This is a genomic window from Citrobacter sp. LUTT5, from assembly GCF_009905315.1.
Classification (GTDB): Bacteria; Pseudomonadota; Gammaproteobacteria; order Enterobacterales; family Enterobacteriaceae; genus Citrobacter; species Citrobacter freundii.
Window position 1 is genome coordinate 3230442 of sequence record NZ_CP047606.1, and the last position, 18053, is coordinate 3248494.

General features: G+C 53.3%; 17 protein-coding genes. 7 read left to right on the forward strand and 10 right to left on the reverse strand.

Annotated features, from left to right (window positions below):
• Positions 1-24: 24 nt before the first annotated feature.
• Together ybjG and deoR are read left to right on the forward strand one after the other, a co-directional pair.
• A complete protein-coding gene (gene ybjG, locus GUC46_RS15660; protein ID WP_058842573.1) occupies positions 25-633 on the forward strand; it encodes an undecaprenyl-diphosphate phosphatase in 609 nt (202 codons plus the stop codon).
• Between the two features lie 64 nt (positions 634-697).
• Entirely contained in the window at positions 698-1456 is a 759-nt protein-coding gene (deoR, locus tag GUC46_RS15665; RefSeq protein ID WP_003836960.1) for a DNA-binding transcriptional repressor DeoR, read from the forward strand.
• A 45-nt stretch (positions 1457-1501) separates the two neighbouring features.
• Here the strand turns inward: deoR and dacC are convergent, their stop codons facing one another.
• Positions 1502-2704 carry a serine-type D-Ala-D-Ala carboxypeptidase gene (dacC, locus tag GUC46_RS15670; protein ID WP_003035316.1) on the reverse strand — a complete coding sequence of 401 codons (1203 nt, stop codon included), beginning with the start codon at positions 2702-2704 and terminating at the stop codon, positions 1502-1504.
• Between the two features lie 328 nt (positions 2705-3032).
• Between dacC and GUC46_RS15675 the strand changes: the two genes are divergently transcribed.
• Complete coding sequence (locus GUC46_RS15675; RefSeq protein ID WP_016149843.1) at positions 3033-3659, forward strand: glutathione S-transferase family protein; 627 nt, start codon at positions 3033-3035, stop codon at positions 3657-3659.
• A gap of 5 nt (positions 3660-3664) precedes the next feature.
• On the opposite strand, the gene GUC46_RS15680 is transcribed toward GUC46_RS15675, so the two are convergent.
• Both GUC46_RS15680 and bssR read right to left on the reverse strand, forming a co-directional pair.
• Positions 3665-4762, reverse strand: a complete 1098-nt coding sequence (locus tag GUC46_RS15680) for a PQQ-dependent sugar dehydrogenase (RefSeq protein ID WP_003845497.1) — start codon at positions 4760-4762, stop codon at positions 3665-3667.
• A 102-nt stretch (positions 4763-4864) separates the two neighbouring features.
• The gene (gene bssR, locus GUC46_RS15685) at positions 4865-5248 is read right to left on the reverse strand and encodes a biofilm formation regulator BssR (RefSeq protein WP_003035308.1); all 384 of its coding nucleotides are present in this window, start codon (positions 5246-5248) and stop codon (positions 4865-4867) included.
• A gap of 229 nt (positions 5249-5477) precedes the next feature.
• Between bssR and rimO the strand changes: the two genes are divergently transcribed.
• Complete coding sequence (gene rimO, locus GUC46_RS15690; protein ID WP_003035305.1) at positions 5478-6803, forward strand: 30S ribosomal protein S12 methylthiotransferase RimO; 1326 nt, start codon at positions 5478-5480, stop codon at positions 6801-6803.
• 55 nt (positions 6804-6858) lie between these two features.
• On the opposite strand, the gene gsiD is transcribed toward rimO, so the two are convergent.
• From gsiD to GUC46_RS15720, 6 genes are all read right to left on the reverse strand, one after another.
• Complete coding sequence (gene gsiD / locus GUC46_RS15695; protein ID WP_003035302.1) at positions 6859-7770, reverse strand: glutathione ABC transporter permease GsiD; 912 nt, start codon at positions 7768-7770, stop codon at positions 6859-6861.
• 2 nt (positions 7771-7772) lie between these two features.
• Entirely contained in the window at positions 7773-8693 is a 921-nt protein-coding gene (gene gsiC / locus GUC46_RS15700; protein ID WP_003836970.1) for a glutathione ABC transporter permease GsiC, read from the reverse strand.
• 46 nt (positions 8694-8739) lie between these two features.
• Positions 8740-10278 (reverse strand): glutathione ABC transporter substrate-binding protein GsiB, encoded by a 1539-nt coding sequence (gene gsiB / locus GUC46_RS15705; RefSeq protein WP_160180475.1) that lies wholly within the window; start codon positions 10276-10278, stop codon positions 8740-8742.
• 28 nt (positions 10279-10306) lie between these two features.
• Positions 10307-12178: a glutathione ABC transporter ATP-binding protein GsiA gene (gsiA, locus tag GUC46_RS15710; protein WP_130714842.1), complete on the reverse strand. Its 1872-nt coding sequence runs from the start codon at positions 12176-12178 to the stop codon at positions 10307-10309.
• Positions 12165-13130 carry a beta-aspartyl-peptidase gene (iaaA, locus tag GUC46_RS15715; protein ID WP_003836974.1) on the reverse strand — a complete coding sequence of 322 codons (966 nt, stop codon included), beginning with the start codon at positions 13128-13130 and terminating at the stop codon, positions 12165-12167. The genes gsiA and iaaA overlap by 14 nt, the downstream gene beginning before the upstream one ends.
• Positions 13131-13321: 191 nt before the next feature.
• Positions 13322-14110, reverse strand: a complete 789-nt coding sequence (locus GUC46_RS15720; RefSeq protein WP_130714843.1) for an aminoglycoside adenylyltransferase family protein — start codon at positions 14108-14110, stop codon at positions 13322-13324.
• Positions 14111-14285: 175 nt separating this feature from the next.
• On the opposite strand from GUC46_RS15720, the gene moeA reads away from it, so the two are divergent.
• Together moeA and moeB are read left to right on the forward strand one after the other, a co-directional pair.
• On the forward strand, positions 14286-15521 hold the full coding sequence (gene moeA, locus GUC46_RS15725; protein WP_044701113.1) for a molybdopterin molybdotransferase MoeA: 1236 nt from the start codon (positions 14286-14288) through the stop codon (positions 15519-15521).
• Complete coding sequence (gene moeB, locus GUC46_RS15730; protein WP_071687912.1) at positions 15521-16270, forward strand: molybdopterin-synthase adenylyltransferase MoeB; 750 nt, start codon at positions 15521-15523, stop codon at positions 16268-16270. Before moeA ends, moeB begins: the two co-directional genes overlap by 1 nt.
• Before the next feature lie 86 nt (positions 16271-16356).
• Here the strand turns inward: moeB and fsa are convergent, their stop codons facing one another.
• Complete coding sequence (gene fsa / locus GUC46_RS15735) at positions 16357-17019, reverse strand: fructose-6-phosphate aldolase (protein ID WP_003836983.1); 663 nt, start codon at positions 17017-17019, stop codon at positions 16357-16359.
• 132 nt (positions 17020-17151) lie between these two features.
• On the opposite strand from fsa, the gene GUC46_RS15740 reads away from it, so the two are divergent.
• The gene (locus GUC46_RS15740; protein WP_160180478.1) at positions 17152-18051 is read left to right on the forward strand and encodes a glycyl-radical enzyme activating protein; all 900 of its coding nucleotides are present in this window, start codon (positions 17152-17154) and stop codon (positions 18049-18051) included.
• The last annotated feature ends 2 nt before the right edge of the window (positions 18052-18053 follow it).

Consider the following 18053-nt stretch of genomic DNA (forward strand, 5'->3'; position numbering starts at 1 on the left):
ACGATTACACTGAGTCTGGACGTTATGTTGGAAAATCTGAACAACTCACTTTTTTACCTGATCAATGCAACACCCGACTCTGCGCAATGGGCAATTTCGCTCGCCATTTTCATTGCCAAAGATCTGATCAGCATTGTGCCGCTGTTAGCCGTTGTGCTCTGGCTTTGGGGACCGCGTGGTCAGGTTACGCTCCAGCGCCAGTTGGTCATCAAAATGGCCATTGCGTTGATAGTTGGTCTGACGATTTCCTGGCTGATGGGACATCTGTTCCCTCACGATCGCCCGTTTGTAAACCACATCGGTTACAACTTCCTGCATCATGCGGCAGATGATTCTTTCCCGAGTGACCACGGTACGGTTATCTTTACCTTTGCACTGGCCTTCCTGTTCTGGCATCGCCTGTGGACGGGCGCTCTGCTGATGGTCGTTGCCGTGGCGATTGCCTGGTCGCGGGTTTACCTTGGCGTACACTGGCCGCTGGATATGCTGGGCGGATTACTGGCTGGGTTGATCGGCTGTCTGAGCGCCCAGATGATCTGGCAGCGCTTTGGCGAGACCCTGTACCTCGGCTTGCAAACTTGCTATCGCGCCTGCTTCGCCCTCCCAATCCGTAAAGGTTGGGTACGTGACTAACCCACGGTAAAAAGAGTAGTATTAAGCGCGAAACTAAGCACTTATTCTATTCTCCAGGGGAACTATGGAAACTCGACGCGACGAGCGTATTGGTCAATTACTGCAGGCGCTGAAACGCAGCGATAAATTACACCTCAAAGAAGCCGCAACGTTGCTGGGCGTGTCTGAGATGACCATTCGTCGCGACCTGAATAATCATGATGCTCCCGTCGTACTGCTCGGGGGCTATATTGTTCTGGAACCCCGCAGCGCTAACCATTATTTAATCAGCGATCAAAAATCCCGTCTGGTTGATGAAAAACGTCGCGCCGCCCAGCTGGCGGCGAGTCTCGTGCAGGCGCATCAGACCATCTTTTTCGATTGCGGTACTACCACGCCGTGGATCATTGAAGCGATCGACAATGAACTGCCCTTCACCGCAATCTGCTACTCGTTGAATACGTTTCTGGTGCTGCAGGAAAAACCGCAGTGCCGCGTCATTCTGTGTGGTGGCGAATTCCATGCCAGTAACGCGATTTTTAAACCGCTCGACTTCCAGGAAACGCTGAACAATCTGTGTCCGGATATCGCCTTTTATTCTGCGGCAGGCGTTCATATCGAGAAAGGCGCGACCTGTTTTAATCTGGAAGAACTGCCGGTGAAGCACTGGGCAATGTCGATGGCGCAGCATCACGTTTTGGTGGTCGATCACAGCAAGTTTGGCAAGGTGCGGCCTGCAAGGATGGGGGAATTAAAACGCTTTGATACCATCATCAGTGATAACCGCCCTGACGATGAGTTTGTTGAGTACGCTAAAGCGCAACGTATCACGCTGAAGTATTAAGAGATACTGCCGGACGGCGATTGCGCCATCCGGCAATAGGTAAGGTTAAGAGAACCAACCACCAAACCACTGGTGGAATTTCATCATCACAAAGTCCCACATGCGGCTAAAGAAACCACCCTCTTGCACATCCTCCATCACCATCAACGGACGTTGCTCAATAGATTTTCCGTTCAACTGAAAGTCGATAGTGCCCACAACCTGACCTTTCTTCAGCGGTGCAGTTAGCTGTGGTTCAGTCAGGGTAAAGCTGGCCTTCAGGTTTTTGAGCTGGCCACGCGGGATGGTCACAGAACCGCCTTCTCCGGCCCCCAAATTCACTTCACTCTTATCGCCAAACCATACGCGCTGAGTAACGAAAGTCGCATCCGGCTTGATCGGCGTAACAGTTTCAAAGAAGCGGAAGCCCCAGGTCAGCAGCTTTTCTGACTCATTAAAACGAATGCGATCGGTTTTCGCCCCCAGCACCACGGAGATCAGGCGCATATCGCCCTGGGTTGCGGAAGCCACCAGGTTGTATCCCGCCCCGGCAGTGGTCCCGGTTTTCATACCGTCCACGTTCAGGTTGGTGCTCCACAAAAGACGGTTGCGGTTCGGTTGACGAATTTTATTGAAGGTAAATTCTTTCTCTTTGTGAATAGCATACTCTTCTGGCACATCGTGAATTAACGCCTTCCCGAGCAGCGCCATATCACGTGCGGTACTGAACTGTCCTGCCGCATCCAGGCCGTGCACCGTCTGGAAAGTAGTGTTGGTCAGCCCCAGTTTTTTCGCATAGCCGTTCATCAGACCAATAAAGGATTCCTGGCTGCCGGCAACGTAATCAGCGAGTGCAATACAGGCATCGTTACCTGACTGAATGATAACGCCTTTATTCAGATCTGACACCGCAACCTGATCGCCGGGCTTGAGGAACATGACCGACGAACCGCGCAGGGCTGGATTACCGGTCGCCCAGGCGTCTTTGCCCACGGTGACCATGTCGTTGAGGTTAATTTTTCCGGCCTTCAGCGCCTGCCCAACCACATAGCTGGTCATGATTTTGGTCAGACTGGCAGGATCCAGTTTCTCATCAGCATTACCTTCCGCCAGCACCTTGCCACTGGCGTAATCCATCAGAATCCACGCGCGCGCGTCCACGCTCGGCGGGGCCGTCGGTTGCTCCGCCGCCTGTACGGTCGGCGCCAAAAGGATTAAGAGTGCAGAACCTGCAGCAAAGCTGCGAAGTGAAGAGAAGTATTGCGTCATAAATGCCACCCGAGTATCCATTCCAAAAAACCACGTCATACCACACCGTGTTTACACAAAACCGGCCAAGCGACCTCGACCAATCCATGCAGAAAAAGTCTGATGGATGACGTGTAAAATAAGTGCGGTGAGTAATAACGCACTAACGAGCTTAAAGAAACCGTAAGTTGGTAAAGTTTTTAAAGTTTATGCAATAACGCCGCGCTGCGCTGCTCCTGGCACGATTTTTTTAGACTTTGTTGCGTAAATATTAGGTTTACCCCACCATGTGAGCTAGTCAGATGACATCTGCAGCCATAAAGCTGCTCAATTAATTTGCGGGGTTACTATGATTACACTGTGGGGTCGCAATAACTCGACCAACGTAAAAAAAGTATTGTGGACGCTCGAGGAACTGGAACTGCCGTATAACCAAATTCTGGCGGGCGGACAGCATGGCGGTAACCGCGATGCCGACTATCTGGCACTAAACCCGAACGGACTGGTCCCGTTGCTACGCGATGATGAAACGGACGTTGTTCTGTGGGAATCCAATACCATTGTCCGCTATCTGGCCGCTCAGTACGGACAAAAACGTTTGTGGATTGACGCTCCGGCCGCGCGCGCCGTCGGCGAAAAATGGATGGACTGGGCAAATCAGACGCTAAGCCCCGCGCATCGGGTTATCTTATTTGGCCTGGTCAGAACACCTGCCGATCAGCGCGATCTAGCGGCCATTGAGGCCAGTAAGCAAGTTTGCGATAACCTGTTTGCCATTCTGGATAACGCGCTGGCAGACCAGTTATGGTTCTCCGGGGCTGAATTTGGCACGGCGGATATCGCTGTGGCACCGTTTATCTATAACCTGTTCAACGTTGGCCTGAGCTGGACCCCGCGCCCGCATCTGGAACGCTGGTATCAACAACTGACCGAGCGCCCGGCGTTTCAAAAAATCGTGATGATCCCGGTTAGCTAAACAAATCAGGGACTCACTTTTAGTAATTCCCCGTCGGACTCGTCGGTTAACACGTACATATAACCGTCTGGTCCGACGCGCACATCTCGGATCCGTTGCCCCCTTTCCTGCAACAGACGACCATCCTCAGTGACCGTATTCCCTTTAACGCTCAGTACGATCACTTCTTTATCTTTCAACGCGCCGATGAACAACTTCTGCCGCCACTGTGGAAAGGTATCGCTATTATAAAAAGCCATTCCGCTGACCGCTGGCGACTTTTCCCAGTAAAAGATGGGTTGTTCCGTGCCAGCAACAATTTGACCTTTTGCTTCGGGAATTTTCAAACCACTGTAGTTAACACCCCAGGTCGCGATAGGCCAACCGTAGTTTTTCCCTTTCTCGGGGATATTAATTTCATCGCCTCCGCGTGGGCCATGCTCATTGAGCCACAACACATCACTCCACGGATTCATCGCCATACCCTGCGGGTTGCGGATGCCATACGACCAAATCTCTGCCCGCGCTCCCGCCATGTTCACAAACGGATTATCCGGTGGAATTTTGCCCTCATCGGTCAGCCGTACGACCTTGCCCTGCAGCTTATCCAGATCCTGGGCGGTAGCGCGTTGATTATTCTCCCCCAGACCAATAAACAGATAGCCGTTGCCATCAAATACCAGACGTCCACCAAAATGGTTTCCGGTAGAGAGCTTTGGCTGTTGGCGAAAAACGGTCTGAAATCCTTGCAGGTGTTTGAGATCGTCACTCAATCGCCCGTAGCCTACCGCGGTGCCCGCTTTGCCTTCGCGGTCGGCTTCAGCGAAGCTTAGCCACACCCGACGGGATCGTTCAAAGTCCGGAGCTAACACCACATCAAGCAATCCGCCCTGACCATTCGCCCAGACTTTTGGTACGCCGGTTAGCGGGTCGGAAAGCCCTTTATCAGGCTGCCAGAGTCGAAGCTGTCCACCTTTGAGCGTAATGAGCATACCGCGGTTATCGGGTAAAAAAGCCAGTGACCATGGATGATCGAGTTTGGTTTGCAGCACTTCCACTTTTACCGCGACGGCATAAGAGGAAAATAGCGCAAGTGGGATAGCACAGAGAAAGAGTCGACGCATAACACCTCCTTAATGGCTCTGCATAAAGCGTAGCCAGCAAGGGGAATCACTCCGTCATATTTACATAATCTTAACGAAAAGGGGGAGCGCCCTCCCCCTGATTCAGACGTGTTCCAGCGTTGGGTAAGATTGCAAACTCTGGATACTCAGCGTCAGCGTTGTCAGGCAGTTTTCCAGTTTCTCTGCGTTAACGGCGATAAACGTTGGACAATCATGGTGTCCACTCATAAGACAAACAGCGGCGGCGGCTAACGCCCCTTCAGCACGATGAAGGGCATTCCACTCTTCCTGATCAAGATGCATACCGTGAAGCTGTGATTGTTCGTGCAATTCGCGATTCAGTGCAAAAAAATTATCACGCAGACGATCGCTCTCGCTGACTGACATGTAGCCTTTCGCTTTTCTCAACTGTAGATAAGCGGCAAGTTCGATACGGGCGTTTATCAATTTGTTGAGAAGATCGGTTCTCAGTCTGTCAACAACCATACTTTGTTCCTCCTCTTTCCAACTATGGTGCAACTTAATAGTATGGTTGTTTTTTGAACAAAGTCGTGTCCAGGATCAATCCATCACTTAAAATTAACATAATTTACAAATAATCTTTAATTCCGCGCCCGGCAGGCCGCTGATGGTATGAGATTGCGATACAATTTTTGTTCAGAACTCTGTAGAATCCCTGCCCTGAATATTCCAATAACTGAACACTTTTTACGCTATGAGCAATGTAACCCACCAGCCGAAAATCGGCTTTGTCTCCCTCGGCTGCCCGAAAAACCTCGTCGATTCTGAGCGCATCCTGACCGAACTTCGTACCGAAGGCTATGATGTCGTGCCAAGCTACGACGACGCGGATATGGTTATCGTTAATACCTGCGGCTTTATCGACAGTGCGGTTCAGGAATCCCTGGAAGCAATCGGCGAAGCGCTGAACGAAAACGGCAAGGTGATCGTCACCGGTTGTCTGGGCGCGAAAGTCGATCAGATCCGTGAAGTCCACCCGAAGGTGCTGGAAATCACCGGGCCGCATAGCTACGAGCAGGTTCTGGAGCACGTTCATCATTACGTACCCAAACCAAAGCATAATCCGTTCCTGAGCCTGGTTCCTGAGCAGGGTGTCAAGCTGACTCCGCGCCACTACGCCTATCTGAAGATTTCTGAAGGCTGTAATCACCGCTGTACGTTCTGCATTATTCCATCCATGCGCGGCGATCTGGTGAGCCGTCCGATTGGCGACGTCCTCAGCGAAGCCAAACGTCTGGTCGATGCGGGCGTGAAAGAGATTCTGGTAATCTCTCAGGATACCTCTGCGTACGGTGTGGATGTGAAGCATCGTACCGGTTTCCATAACGGCGAGCCGGTCAAAACCAGCATGGTTGATCTGTGCGAACAGTTATCAAAACTGGGGATCTGGACGCGCCTGCATTACGTCTACCCTTACCCGCACGTTGATGACGTGATCCCGCTGATGGCAGAAGGGAAAATCCTGCCGTATCTGGACATCCCGTTACAGCATGCCAGCCCGCGTATTCTTAAATTGATGAAACGCCCAGGCTCCGTAGACAGACAGCTGGCGCGCATCAAGCAGTGGCGTGAAATCTGCCCTGAACTGACGCTGCGCTCCACCTTCATTGTTGGTTTCCCGGGTGAAACGGAAGAAGACTTCCAGATGTTGCTCGACTTCCTGAAAGAAGCTCGTCTGGATCGCGTGGGCTGCTTTAAATACAGCCCTGTAGAAGGCGCTGGCGCTAATGACCTGCCGGATCAAATCCCGGAAGAGGTGAAAGAAGAACGCTGGAACCGCTTTATGCAATTGCAACAGCAGATCTCTGCTGAACGTTTGCAAGAGAAAGTGGGCCGCGAGATTCTGGTTATCGTTGATGAAGTTGACGAAGAAGGCGCAATTGGTCGTAGCATGGCTGATGCTCCGGAAATCGACGGCGCGGTATACCTGAATGGTGAAACCAAGGTGAAACCTGGTGATATCATCCGCGTGAAGGTCGAAAACGCAGATGAATACGATCTGTGGGGTTCACGCGTTTAATAAGCGTAACTCAACCGTAGGCCGGATAAGCGTTACGTCTTATCCGGCCTGTAATTTATCCTTTTATCTTCGGGTCCAGCGCGTCGCGCAGACCATCTCCCAGTAAGTTAAACGCCAGCACCGTCAGGAATATCGCTACCGCCGGGAAAATCGCCACGTGCGGCGCGATCACCATGTCAGCACGCGCTTCATTAAGCATTGCCCCCCACTCCGGCGTCGGCGGCTGTGCGCCTAATCCCAGAAATGACAGGCTCGCGGCAGAGATGATCGACGTGCCAATTCGCATGGTAAAAAAGACCACGATCGATGAAACCGTACCCGGCAGGATATGGTTAAAAATGATAGTCGTATCGCTGGCACCAATACTGCGCGCAGACTCAATAAACGTCTGTTGCTTCAGCACCAGTGTATTTCCGCGCACCAGGCGCGCGAAAGCAGGAATGGAGAAAATGGCCACGGCGATAATCACGTTCGCAATGCCGCTGCCCAGCACGGCGACCACGGCTATCGCCAGCAGAATGCCGGGAAAGGCGAACAGCACATCGCAGATACGCATAATCAGCCGATCCCACCAACCTTCGTAGTATCCCGCCAGCAGCCCCAGCACTGTGCCAATCGCCGCGCCAATAAACACGGCAAAGACTCCTGCCGCCAGCGAGATTTGGGCGCCAACCAGCACGCGGCTAAAGATATCTCGTCCCAGAGAATCGACACCAAACCAGTGCAGCATCGACGGCCCATCATTCAAACGGTCATAATCGAAGTAATTTTCGGCATCAAATGGCGTCAACCAGCGAGCAAAAATCGCCACCATGATCAGGAGCAATACAAACAGCCCAGCGAACATCGCCATGTGCTGTCGACGAAAACGACGCCAGAACTCATGCCACGGTGTGCGTATCTGCTCTGGCTTAACAAGGGGCATTGCATTCAAAATCGCCTGTCGGCGCCAGTTAAAAAATCGCATCCTTACTTGTACCTGATAGCCGGATTAATGGCGGCGTAAAGCACATCCACCACTAAGTTGATAAGAATAAACTCCAGAGAAAACAACAGCACCTCGGCCTGAATCACCGGGTAGTCGCGCATTTCGACGGAGTCCACCAGCAGTCGCCCAAGCCCAGGCCAGTTGAACACCTTCTCAACCACGATTGATCCACCAAGCAAAAAGCCAAACTGTAGTCCCATCATGGTGACCACCGGGATCATCGCGTTACGCAGACCATGTTTTAACACCACCCAGGTCTCACTCACCCCTTTAGCCCGCGCGGTGCGCATATAGTCTTCGCTGAGCACATCGACGAACGAGGCGCGGGTAAACCGGGCCAGCACCGCAGCCACCGCCGCGCCCAGCGTAATAGACGGGAGGATATAGTGCAGCCAGGTGTCAGCGCCAACGGTGGGTAACCAACCGAGCTCAACGGAGAATATCTGCATGAGCAGCATGCCAAGCGCAAACGCCGGGAACGAGATCCCGGTGACCGCCAGCGTCATACTCAACCTGTCCGGCCAGCGATTGCGCCATACGGCTGCAATGATCCCCGCCGTCATACCAAATAACACAGCCCATGCCATACTCGCAATTGTCAGCCATAACGACGGCATAAAACGGCTGGCTATCTCTTCGGAAACCGGGCGACGAGAAACCATCGACGTGCCAAAATCGCCTTGCAACACGTTGGTCATGTAATGCCAGAACTGAATATGCAGCGGTTGGTCCAGCCCCAACTGCTTGCGTACCAGTTCAATCACCTCGGCGTCAGCTTCCGGTCCGGCAATCAGCCGGGCCGGATCGCCGGGTAACAGGTGAACAAATAAAAACACCAGCACCGCAACAATCAACAGAGTTGGAATCAACCCCAGCAGGCGCTTGAAAACATAGTTAAGCATCACGCTCCCTTCGCCGGCCCCTGGTTAGCGGGGCCGAATGAATAGCTTATTTTAAATCCGCATCATCAAAGCTAAATCCGGTATCTGGCATAATCCAGAACCCGGTCAATCTGGTGCTGTGCGCCGAAATCAGTTTTTCCACTACCAGTGGGATCCACGGCGACTCTTTCCAGATAATATCCTGCGCATCCTTGTACAGCTTCGCTTTCTGCGCCGGATCGTTGGTTTGCAACGCTGCCGCTAAATCACTGTCCACCTGCTTATTGCTATAGAACGCCGTATTAAACAGCGTTGGCGGCCAGTTTTGTGATGCAAATAGCGGTGATAGCGCCCAGTCAGCTTCCCCCGTAGAGGCAGACCAGCCGGTGTAGAACATCCGCACCCCGCTCTCTTTCTGCGCTTTACCCTCTACTTCCGCCGCGCGCTGGCCGGCATCCATCGCTGTTACCTGAGCCTTAACTCCCACCTGCGCCAGCTGCTGCTGGGTAAATTGCAGCACTTTCTGCGCGGTACTGTGATTATGCGAAGACCATAGCGTGGTGGTAAAACCGTTCGGATAACCTGCTTCTTTCAGCAGTTCGCGCGCTTTCGCCGGGTCGTATGGCCATGGCGTATAGCTTTGCGCATAGGCTATCGACGGAGGAAGAACGCCCGTTGCTGGCGTGGCATAACCCGCAAACGCCACTTTCACCAGCGCCTGGCGGTTGATGGCATAATTCAGCGCTTCACGCACCTTCGGGTTGTCGAATGGTTTTTGCGTGACGTTCATGCTGATATAACGTTGCATAATAGACGGACTGGCCACCAGTTCCAGGTTTTTGTTCTTCGCCAGTAACGCCGCCTGCTCGTAAGGGATCGGGAAGGCAAACTGCGCTTCCCCGGTCTGCAGCATGGCCGCACGCGTGTTGTTGTCGGTCACCGGACGCCAGGTAATCGTATCCAGCTTTGGCAGCCCTTCCTGCCAGTAACCCGCGAACTTCTTAACCTTCACAAAATCTGTCTGATTCCAGGTATCAAGCTGGTACGGCCCGGTCCCCACAGGGTGGAAACCGATCTCCTTACCGTATTTCTCCAGCGCGGCGGGAGAAATCATTGCCGTTGCCGGATGTGCCAGAATATTGATAAAAGCAGAGAATGGCTGTTTCAGCGTAATATTCACCGTCGACGGATCGACGACTTCGGTTTTATCGATATTCTTATACAGGTTGTAGCGTTTCAGACGGTTTTCCGGATTGCTGGCGCGGTCGAGGTTGGCTTTAACCGCATCGGCGTTGAAGTCGGTGCCATCCTGAAATTTCACGCCCTGATGCAGCTTAAGAGTGTAAGTCAGGCCATCATCAGAAACCGTATAGCTCTCTGCCAGCACATTTTTCAGCTTCATCTCTTTATCAAGACCAAACAGTCCCTGATAAAACGACTTCGCTACCGCCTGCGACAATGTGTCATTCGCGTCATAGGGGTCAAGCGTGGTGAAATTGGATCCTACCGCCACCACCACGTCTTTGGCCGCCCAGCCAGGCGATGCGGCCAGCGCAGAGGCCACTCCCACAGCAACCAGCCATTTCCGAGCAACAATTTTTGTCATGTTATTCTCCTTAAACCCTGTCTGCCTGTTATAAACGTGAAAGCGCATTTTCTGGTTGCCCACGCGCAACATAATGCCCCGGGCCAACTAACTGGAACGACACGGGGGAAATCTCTTCGCCGCGCTTGCGGATATTGCTGGGGATATCATCCGACAACAGCACACGCTGTGGTCGGTGATGCGATGGATCGGCAACCGGTACTGCCGCCATCAGTTTGCGCGTATACGGATGTTGCGGATTTTCAAACACCGCGCGTCGGGGGCCAATCTCAACGATTTGCCCGAGATACATCACCGCCACACGGTGACTGATCCGTTCCACCACCGCCATATCGTGGGAAATAAACAGGTATGCAATTCCCATTTCCCGCTGCAGGTCGAGCAACAGGTTGATAATTTGCCCACGAATTGAAACATCCAGCGCCGAGACAGATTCATCGGCAATAATCACTTTGGGATTGAGTGCCAATGCCCGTGCAATACAGATACGCTGACGCTGACCGCCGGAAAACTCGTGCGGATAGCGCCAGGCATGCTCAGGCAGCAATCCTACGCGTTCCAGCAGCCATGCAACTCGTTTTGACCCCGCATCCCCCTGCAATAACCCATGCACCCGTAGCGGCTCCAGAATGGAATATCCCACCGTCTGACGTGGATCGAGCGAGGCATACGGATCCTGGAAGATAAACTGAATATCCCGACGCAGCGGCTGCAACTTGCTGGCAGCAAGGGTATCAATACGCTGTCCGTTGAAAATGATTTCCCCACGCTGAGACTCAACCAGGCGCAACAGCGCCCGCCCGGTGGTGGATTTCCCACAGCCCGACTCCCCCACCAGCGATAGCGTTTCTCCCGGCCACAGGTCAAAGCTGACGTTTTCCACTGCATGCACCTCGCGAGTTACGCGATTTAGAATGCCGCTACGCAGAGGAAAACGCGTCACCAGGTTACGTACCTGCAAAATTGGCTCGCCTTCAACCACGGTATCCTGTTCGGTCTGTGGCTCTACATGGCTGGGATCGTGTAATGAAATAAGCGGGAAACGGCGCGGAAGTTCATGCCCGTTCATTGCCCCAAGCTGCGGCACGGCTGCCAGCAGCGCTTTGGTATAAGGATGCTGGGGAGCGTGAAAAATCTGCTCAACGCTGCCGGTTTCTACCGCCTCGCCCTGATACATCACCAGCACGCGGTCGGCAATATCCGCCACAACGCCCATATCGTGGGTAATAAAGATCACTCCCATCGACATATCCTGCTGCAACACTTTTATCAGTTGCAGGATCTGCGCCTGAATGGTGACATCCAGCGCGGTTGTCGGCTCATCAGCAATTAAAACCGCAGGGCGACACGACAGTGCCATGGCGATCATCACCCGCTGGCGCATACCGCCGGAAAGCTGGTGTGGATAACGCGATAAAATCGCCTTCGCCTCGGGGATACGCACCTGATCGAGCATTCGCTTCGCTTCTACCATCGCCTCTTCGTGACTGGCACCCTGGTGCAAGCGGATAGACTCGGCAATTTGCTCGCCCACGGTAAACACCGGATTAAGCGATGTCATAGGCTCCTGGAAGATCATCGCGATATCCGCACCGCGCACGTGACGCATTTGTGATGCGCTCTGTTCACCCAGCTCAATAACCTGTCGATTACGGCGTCGGAGGAGCATTTCATCGCAGCTCACCTCGCCGCCGGACTGTTCAATCAGACGCATCAGCGACAAGGCGGTCACCGACTTACCAGAACCAGACTCGCCGACTATCGCCAGCGTTTCGCCACGCTTCAGGCGAAATGACAGATTGCGCACTGCGCTGACACGCTGCTGCTCCTGTTCAAAGGCAATATTCAGATTGCTGACTGCCAGCACATCGCTGGCATCAAGCTCATCACTGTGTGGCAACGCTATCTCCTTTTTCCCGATAAATACCGGTGGTTGGCGTATCACCTGCATATCCCCAGGCGCGGTACATGCCTTCGCTGTTAAACGGCAAAGCGACATTGCCCTCATGATCGATAGCAATTAAACCGCCGCTGCCGCCAAGCGCCGGTAATTTTTCCATCACTACGCGTTCACACGCTTCGGATAAACTCAGACCGCCGTAGTCCATCAACGCCGCAATGTCATAGGCCGCCAAAGCACGAATAAAGACTTCTCCGGTTCCGGTGCAGGAGACTGCCACACTTGCATTATTGGCATAACAGCCTGCGCCAACCAACGGACTGTCACCCACCCGTCCCGGTAATTTATTGGTCATCCCGCCGGTCGATGTTGCTGCCGCCAGATTGCCAAACATATCTAACGCGACCGCACCCACGGTACCCATTTTGTTGTTTTCATCCAGCGGGCTCGCGCTATGGTCCAGCACCGTTTCACCCGCTGTTCGCGCCGCCAGAAGTTGAGCGTAGCGTTCTGGCGTCGAGAAAATATCCGCTGATACGCGCTCCATACCCTGCGCAATGGCAAAGTTTTCAGCCCCTTCACCTATCATCATGACATGTGGGCTGTGTTCCATTACCAGCCGTGCCGCGAGAATCGGGTTTCGCAGATGGCTTACCCCGGCGACGGCGCCTGCGTTCAGCGTATTACCGTCCATCACACAGGCGTCCAGCTCATGGGTTTCATCACGGGTATACACCGCGCCAATTCCGGCATTAAACAATGGACACTCTTCCAGCAGGCGCACGGCCTCGGTAACGACATCCAGTGCGCTACGACCGTCTTCAAGCATCCGCTGGCCGGTTTCAACGATATCCGACAGCGCCTGTATATAACGCAACTCTTGCTCCTGGCTCAGCTGCGAACGGGTAATAGCCCCTGCGCCGCCGTGAATTGCAATGACTGCTTTACCCATTTTTTTCGTCCATTAGGTGGCAGGTACCGGGGTTATAAATATCAGAATTTCTGTGACTTATTGATTCGATTTTTGAATATAGAAAGATGCAGACGTCATGTAAAGGTTAAGGCCCGTACCTCACCCCCCATCCCATCAGGTTATTTAGATGAGTTAATCAGAAAGGGGATCTTCCAACATCGTTGAATATATTATTCAAGCCGATCGGCAATCTGTTTTTTTGCATAAAACACAAAGCGTTCAACAGACGGCATAGACGCAGCCCAGTTCTTTTTGGTTAACCCCAGGTATTCCGCACGCGCGGCTTGCAGCGTGTCAGCATACTCAACGGGTAATTGCGGTATAAGCCAGGCGGCGGCTTCATCTTTAGCGACAATATTGCCCGTAACCAGGCTGTACCAAATACGCGCCAGAGTAAGGATGATATTTCGCTCGTCACCCTCTAAATCGCCCGTTTTCTGCCACATATCAAGAATATGCCGAAATGTTTGCACGACATCGCTAAAAGGAATGACGTTGAATAACGTCTCAGCGGCTTCACCGAACAACGCTACGCTGGCGCGCCTGGCCTGGGTCAGCAGGATGGAAATATCAGGATCCACCTGTGTCGGTTCAACAATTCCCGCGCGAATATCGTCACGCAACCATTCGCCAAATTGCATTTCTCTTGACGGTGGGAATTGCCAGGGTACAAGTTGTGAATAGATCACGATGGTCACTTCCAGCGCCCGATATCTATCAACGCTACCAGGCGGGGCTGATATTTCCAGAAAACCCTGCATCAGATCTTTTCTTTGCCGGGTATTAAGTGGCTGCCTAATGGTAACCAGTAAATCGATATCGCTTTGGGGCTTTAAGCCACCTTCAACAGCAGAGCCATACAAATGAACAGCAACCAGGTCGCCCTCGATAATCCGCGCAATCAGTGCACTGGCGGCATTCACCTGTCGTCGAATTGAATCCGGGATAGTCGCAGACATTTAGCCTCCTGGAGAAAAAGCAGAAATCATGAGTCTATACTGCATTTTTCCTGTAGCGCTAATCTCTGGCAGAAAACCTGTATCAGATCTGATCCTAAGCCTGAGGTAGCATACTGTCCGCGTCCATTTTCTGACATAATGAGCGGATTCGATTTTGCCCCGCAGGAGTCTTCTCATGGAATTTACCGCCGGACTGATGCCGCTTGAAACGGCTCTTTCTCAGATGCTTTCGCGTATTACCCCACTCACCGCCGTCGAAACGCTGCCGCTGGTTCAATGCTTTGGCCGCATTCTGGCCACCGACGTCGTCTCCCCGATTGATGTGCCGGGATTCGATAACTCGGCAATGGATGGCTATGCGGTGCGATTAGCCGATTTACAATCAGACCAGCCTCTTGCGGTGGCTGGCAAAGCCTTTGCTGGACAGCCATTTCACGGCGAGTGGCCTGCGGGAACCTGCATCCGTATTATGACCGGAGCCCCGGTGCCTGCCGGTTGTGAAGCCGTGGTAATGCAGGAGCAAACGGAACAAACTGACGACGGTGTGCGTTTTACCGCCGACGTCCGCAGCGGACAAAATATTCGTCTGCGCGGTGAAGATATTGCAAACGGCGCGGTGGTATTCCCCACAGGAACTCGTCTGACAACCGCCGAGCTTCCCGTGCTGGCTTCGCTCGGTATTGCCGAGGTCCCCGTTGTGCGTAAAGTCCGCGTGGCATTGTTCTCCACCGGTGATGAGCTGCAATTGCCGGGTCAGCCGCTGGGCGACGGGCAGATTTATGACACAAACCGTCTGACCGTTCACCTGATGCTGCAGCAGTTGGGCTGCGAGGTGATCAACTTAGGGATTATTCGCGACAATCCCAACGCGCTGCGGGCCGCATTTATCGAAGCCGACAGCCAGGCCGACGTCGTCATCAGCTCTGGTGGCGTTTCGGTAGGCGAAGCGGATTACACCAAAACCATTCTGGAAGAGCTGGGAGAAATTGCCTTCTGGAAGCTGGCTATCAAACCCGGTAAACCGTTCGCCTTTGGCAAACTGAGCAACAGCTGGTTTTGCGGCCTGCCGGGTAACCCGGTGTCTGCTGCCCTCACCTTTTATCAACTGGTACAACCGCTGCTGGCGAAACTCAGCGGCAACACCGCCTGTGGGTTGCCTCCGCGCCAGCGCGTGCGCACCGCTTCACGCCTGAAGAAAACGCCAGGGCGTCTGGATTTTCAGCGTGGTGTATTGCAGCGTACCGCGGAAGGCGAACTGGAAGTCACTACCACCGGGCACCAAGGCTCGCATATTTTTAGCTCCTTTAGCCAGGGCAATTGCTTTATTGTGCTGGAGCGCGATCGCGGTAACGTTGAGGTCGGAGAATGGGTTGAAGTTGAGCCATTTAACGCACTGTTTGGAGGCCTGTAATGGCAGAACTCAGCGACCAGGAGATGATGCGCTATAACCGGCAAATCATTCTGCGCGGCTTCGATTTCGAAGGTCAGGAAGCGCTCAAAGATGCGCGGGTACTGGTCGTTGGTCTGGGGGGACTGGGATGTGCTGCAACCCAGTACCTTGCTGGTGCTGGCGTCGGGCATTTAACCCTGCTCGACTTTGACACGGTATCCGTGTCAAACCTCCAACGCCAGACGCTGCACAGCGATGCAACCGTAGGGCAACCAAAAGTGATATCCGCCCGTGACGCGCTAACGCGGATTAACCCTTATATCGTCATTACGCCGGTGAATGCGCTGCTGGACGATAGCGAGATTCACGCACTTATTGCCGAACATGATTTGGTGCTGGACTGTACGGATAACGTCAGCATCCGCAATCAGCTGAATGCCGGATGCTATGCCGCCAGAGTTCCGCTGGTTTCCGGTGCAGCAATTCGCATGGAAGGGCAAATTACCGTCTTTACGTATCAGGAAGGCGAGCCCTGCTACCGTTGCCTGAGCCGTCTATTCGGTGAAAACGCTCTGACCTGCGTAGAAGCCGGAGTGATGGCCCCGCTGATCGGCGTGATCGGCTCGTTACAGGCGATGGAAGCCATTAAGCTGCTGGCAAACTACGGTAAACCGGCATCCGGAAAAATCGTCATGTACGATGCCATGACCTGCCAGTTTCGCGAAATGAAGCTGATGCGTAATCCGGGGTGCGAGGTTTGTAGTCGGTAAAAAAGTCGGGTGGCGGCTTCGCCTTACCCGACCTACAACGGCTCGAACGTAGGCCGGGCAAGCGTTAGCGCCACCCGGCAACAGCATCAGATCGACGTGCGACCGAATGCGCTCTGCCAGTCGTGCTCAAACTTCGCGACGGCAGCATCAACTGCCGGAGAGCTAATCATCTGCTGAGCAACGTCCAGCGGTAGCGTGATGGACTCGCAGCCTGCCAGCAGGCAATCCAGCGCCTGACGCGGCGTTTTAAAACTGGCTGCCAGTACTTTGGCGTGCGGGGCATGCATTTTCAGTAACGTCTGCAGGTCGGTCACCGTCTGAATGCCATCCCCTCCTTGCGCATCCACGCGGTTAACGTATGGCGCAACGTATTCCGCACCTGCCAGTGCAGCCAATAACCCTTGAGCTGCACCGTATACCGCAGTACCCAACGTCGGGATCCCTTCTTCTTTCAGCAATTTTATAGCCGCCAGACCTTCTGCTGTTACCGGCACTTTGACCACGATATCAGCAATGATTGCCCGCAGCTTACGCGCATCGCTAACCATCCCTTCGGCGGTGGTCGCCATCACCTGAGCAAACAGACGGCCTTGTCCTCCCATCGCTTCCTGCAGTTGCGGCAGTAGTACTTCCAGCGTCTGATTCCCCGCCGCCACAATACTCGGGTTAGTGGTCACCCCTGCCAGCGGGAAAATGCGCGCCAGAGCTTTTACCGCATCAACGTCAGACGTATCTAAATAGAGTTCCATAACCTTTCCTCAAACGAATAATTAGCATGAATAAAAGGTAGCACGGCGAAACCTCACGGTTAGTTGACGCACGTCAATATAACTTTCATTCGAAAGTAATTTAATCTTTATATGAAAGAAAAGAGGTCGCTTATGATTTTCAATATCCAGCGCTATTCCACGCATGATGGTCCCGGGATCCGTACTGTGGTGTTCCTTAAGGGATGCTCCCTGGGCTGTCGGTGGTGCCAGAATCCGGAAAGTCGCGCCCGTACGCAGGATCTGCTCTATGACGCACGCCTGTGCCTTGATGGTTGCGATCTTTGTGCTCAGGCAGCACCCGCAGTAATTGAGCGGGCACTAAGCGGGTTGCTGATTCATCGCGAAAAACTGACCGATGACGATCTGACGGCGCTGACCCACTGCTGTCCAACGCAGGCGCTAACCGTCTGTGGAGAGATAAAAAGCGTGGACGAAATCATGGCGACCGTATTGCGTGATAAACCGTTTTACGATCGCAGCGGAGGGGGCCTCACCCTGTCCGGTGGCGAACCGTTTATGCAGCCAGAGCTGGCGGCTTCTTTGCTCAAAGCCAGCCACGACGCAGGCATTCATACCGCAGTGGAAACCTGCCTGCATGTCCCGTGGAAGTATATTGAACCATCATTACCTGACGTCGATCTGTATCTGGCCGATCTAAAACACGTGGCGGATGCGCCGTTTAAACAGTGGACCGATGGCAGCGCCTCTCGTGTGCTGGAAAATCTAAAAAAACTGGCCGCAGCTGGTAAAAAAATGATTATCCGCGTACCGCTGATTCAGGGATTCAACGCTGACGAAGCCGCCATCCAGGCTATTACCGATTTTGCTGCCGACGAGCTTCACGTCGGGGAGATTCATTTTTTGCCCTACCACACCCTAGGTATCAACAAATACCACTTACTCAGTCAACCCTACAACGCACCGGATAAACCGCTTGATGCGCCTGCACTGCTCGAATTTGCCCAGCAGTATGCCAGCCTTAAAGGTTTAACCGCGACCCTACGAGGATAATC

Coding starts and splice junctions, on each gene's coding strand:
- ybjG (WP_058842573.1), top strand. CDS start 25: ATGTTGGAAAATCTGAACAACTCACTTTTTTACCTGATCAATGCAACA.
- deoR (WP_003836960.1), top strand. CDS start 698: ATGGAAACTCGACGCGACGAGCGTATTGGTCAATTACTGCAGGCGCTG.
- dacC (WP_003035316.1), bottom strand. CDS start 2,704: ATGACGCAATACTTCTCTTCACTTCGCAGCTTTGCTGCAGGTTCTGCA.
- GUC46_RS15675 (WP_016149843.1), top strand. CDS start 3,033: ATGATTACACTGTGGGGTCGCAATAACTCGACCAACGTAAAAAAAGTA.
- GUC46_RS15680 (WP_003845497.1), bottom strand. CDS start 4,762: ATGCGTCGACTCTTTCTCTGTGCTATCCCACTTGCGCTATTTTCCTCT.
- bssR (WP_003035308.1), bottom strand. CDS start 5,248: ATGGTTGTTGACAGACTGAGAACCGATCTTCTCAACAAATTGATAAAC.
- rimO (WP_003035305.1), top strand. CDS start 5,478: ATGAGCAATGTAACCCACCAGCCGAAAATCGGCTTTGTCTCCCTCGGC.
- gsiD (WP_003035302.1), bottom strand. CDS start 7,770: ATGCGATTTTTTAACTGGCGCCGACAGGCGATTTTGAATGCAATGCCC.
- gsiC (WP_003836970.1), bottom strand. CDS start 8,693: ATGCTTAACTATGTTTTCAAGCGCCTGCTGGGGTTGATTCCAACTCTG.
- gsiB (WP_160180475.1), bottom strand. CDS start 10,278: ATGACAAAAATTGTTGCTCGGAAATGGCTGGTTGCTGTGGGAGTGGCC.
- iaaA (WP_003836974.1), bottom strand. CDS start 13,130: ATGGGTAAAGCAGTCATTGCAATTCACGGCGGCGCAGGGGCTATTACC.
- GUC46_RS15720 (WP_130714843.1), bottom strand. CDS start 14,110: ATGTCTGCGACTATCCCGGATTCAATTCGACGACAGGTGAATGCCGCC.
- moeA (WP_044701113.1), top strand. CDS start 14,286: ATGGAATTTACCGCCGGACTGATGCCGCTTGAAACGGCTCTTTCTCAG.
- moeB (WP_071687912.1), top strand. CDS start 15,521: ATGGCAGAACTCAGCGACCAGGAGATGATGCGCTATAACCGGCAAATC.
- fsa (WP_003836983.1), bottom strand. CDS start 17,019: ATGGAACTCTATTTAGATACGTCTGACGTTGATGCGGTAAAAGCTCTG.
- GUC46_RS15740 (WP_160180478.1), top strand. CDS start 17,152: ATGATTTTCAATATCCAGCGCTATTCCACGCATGATGGTCCCGGGATC.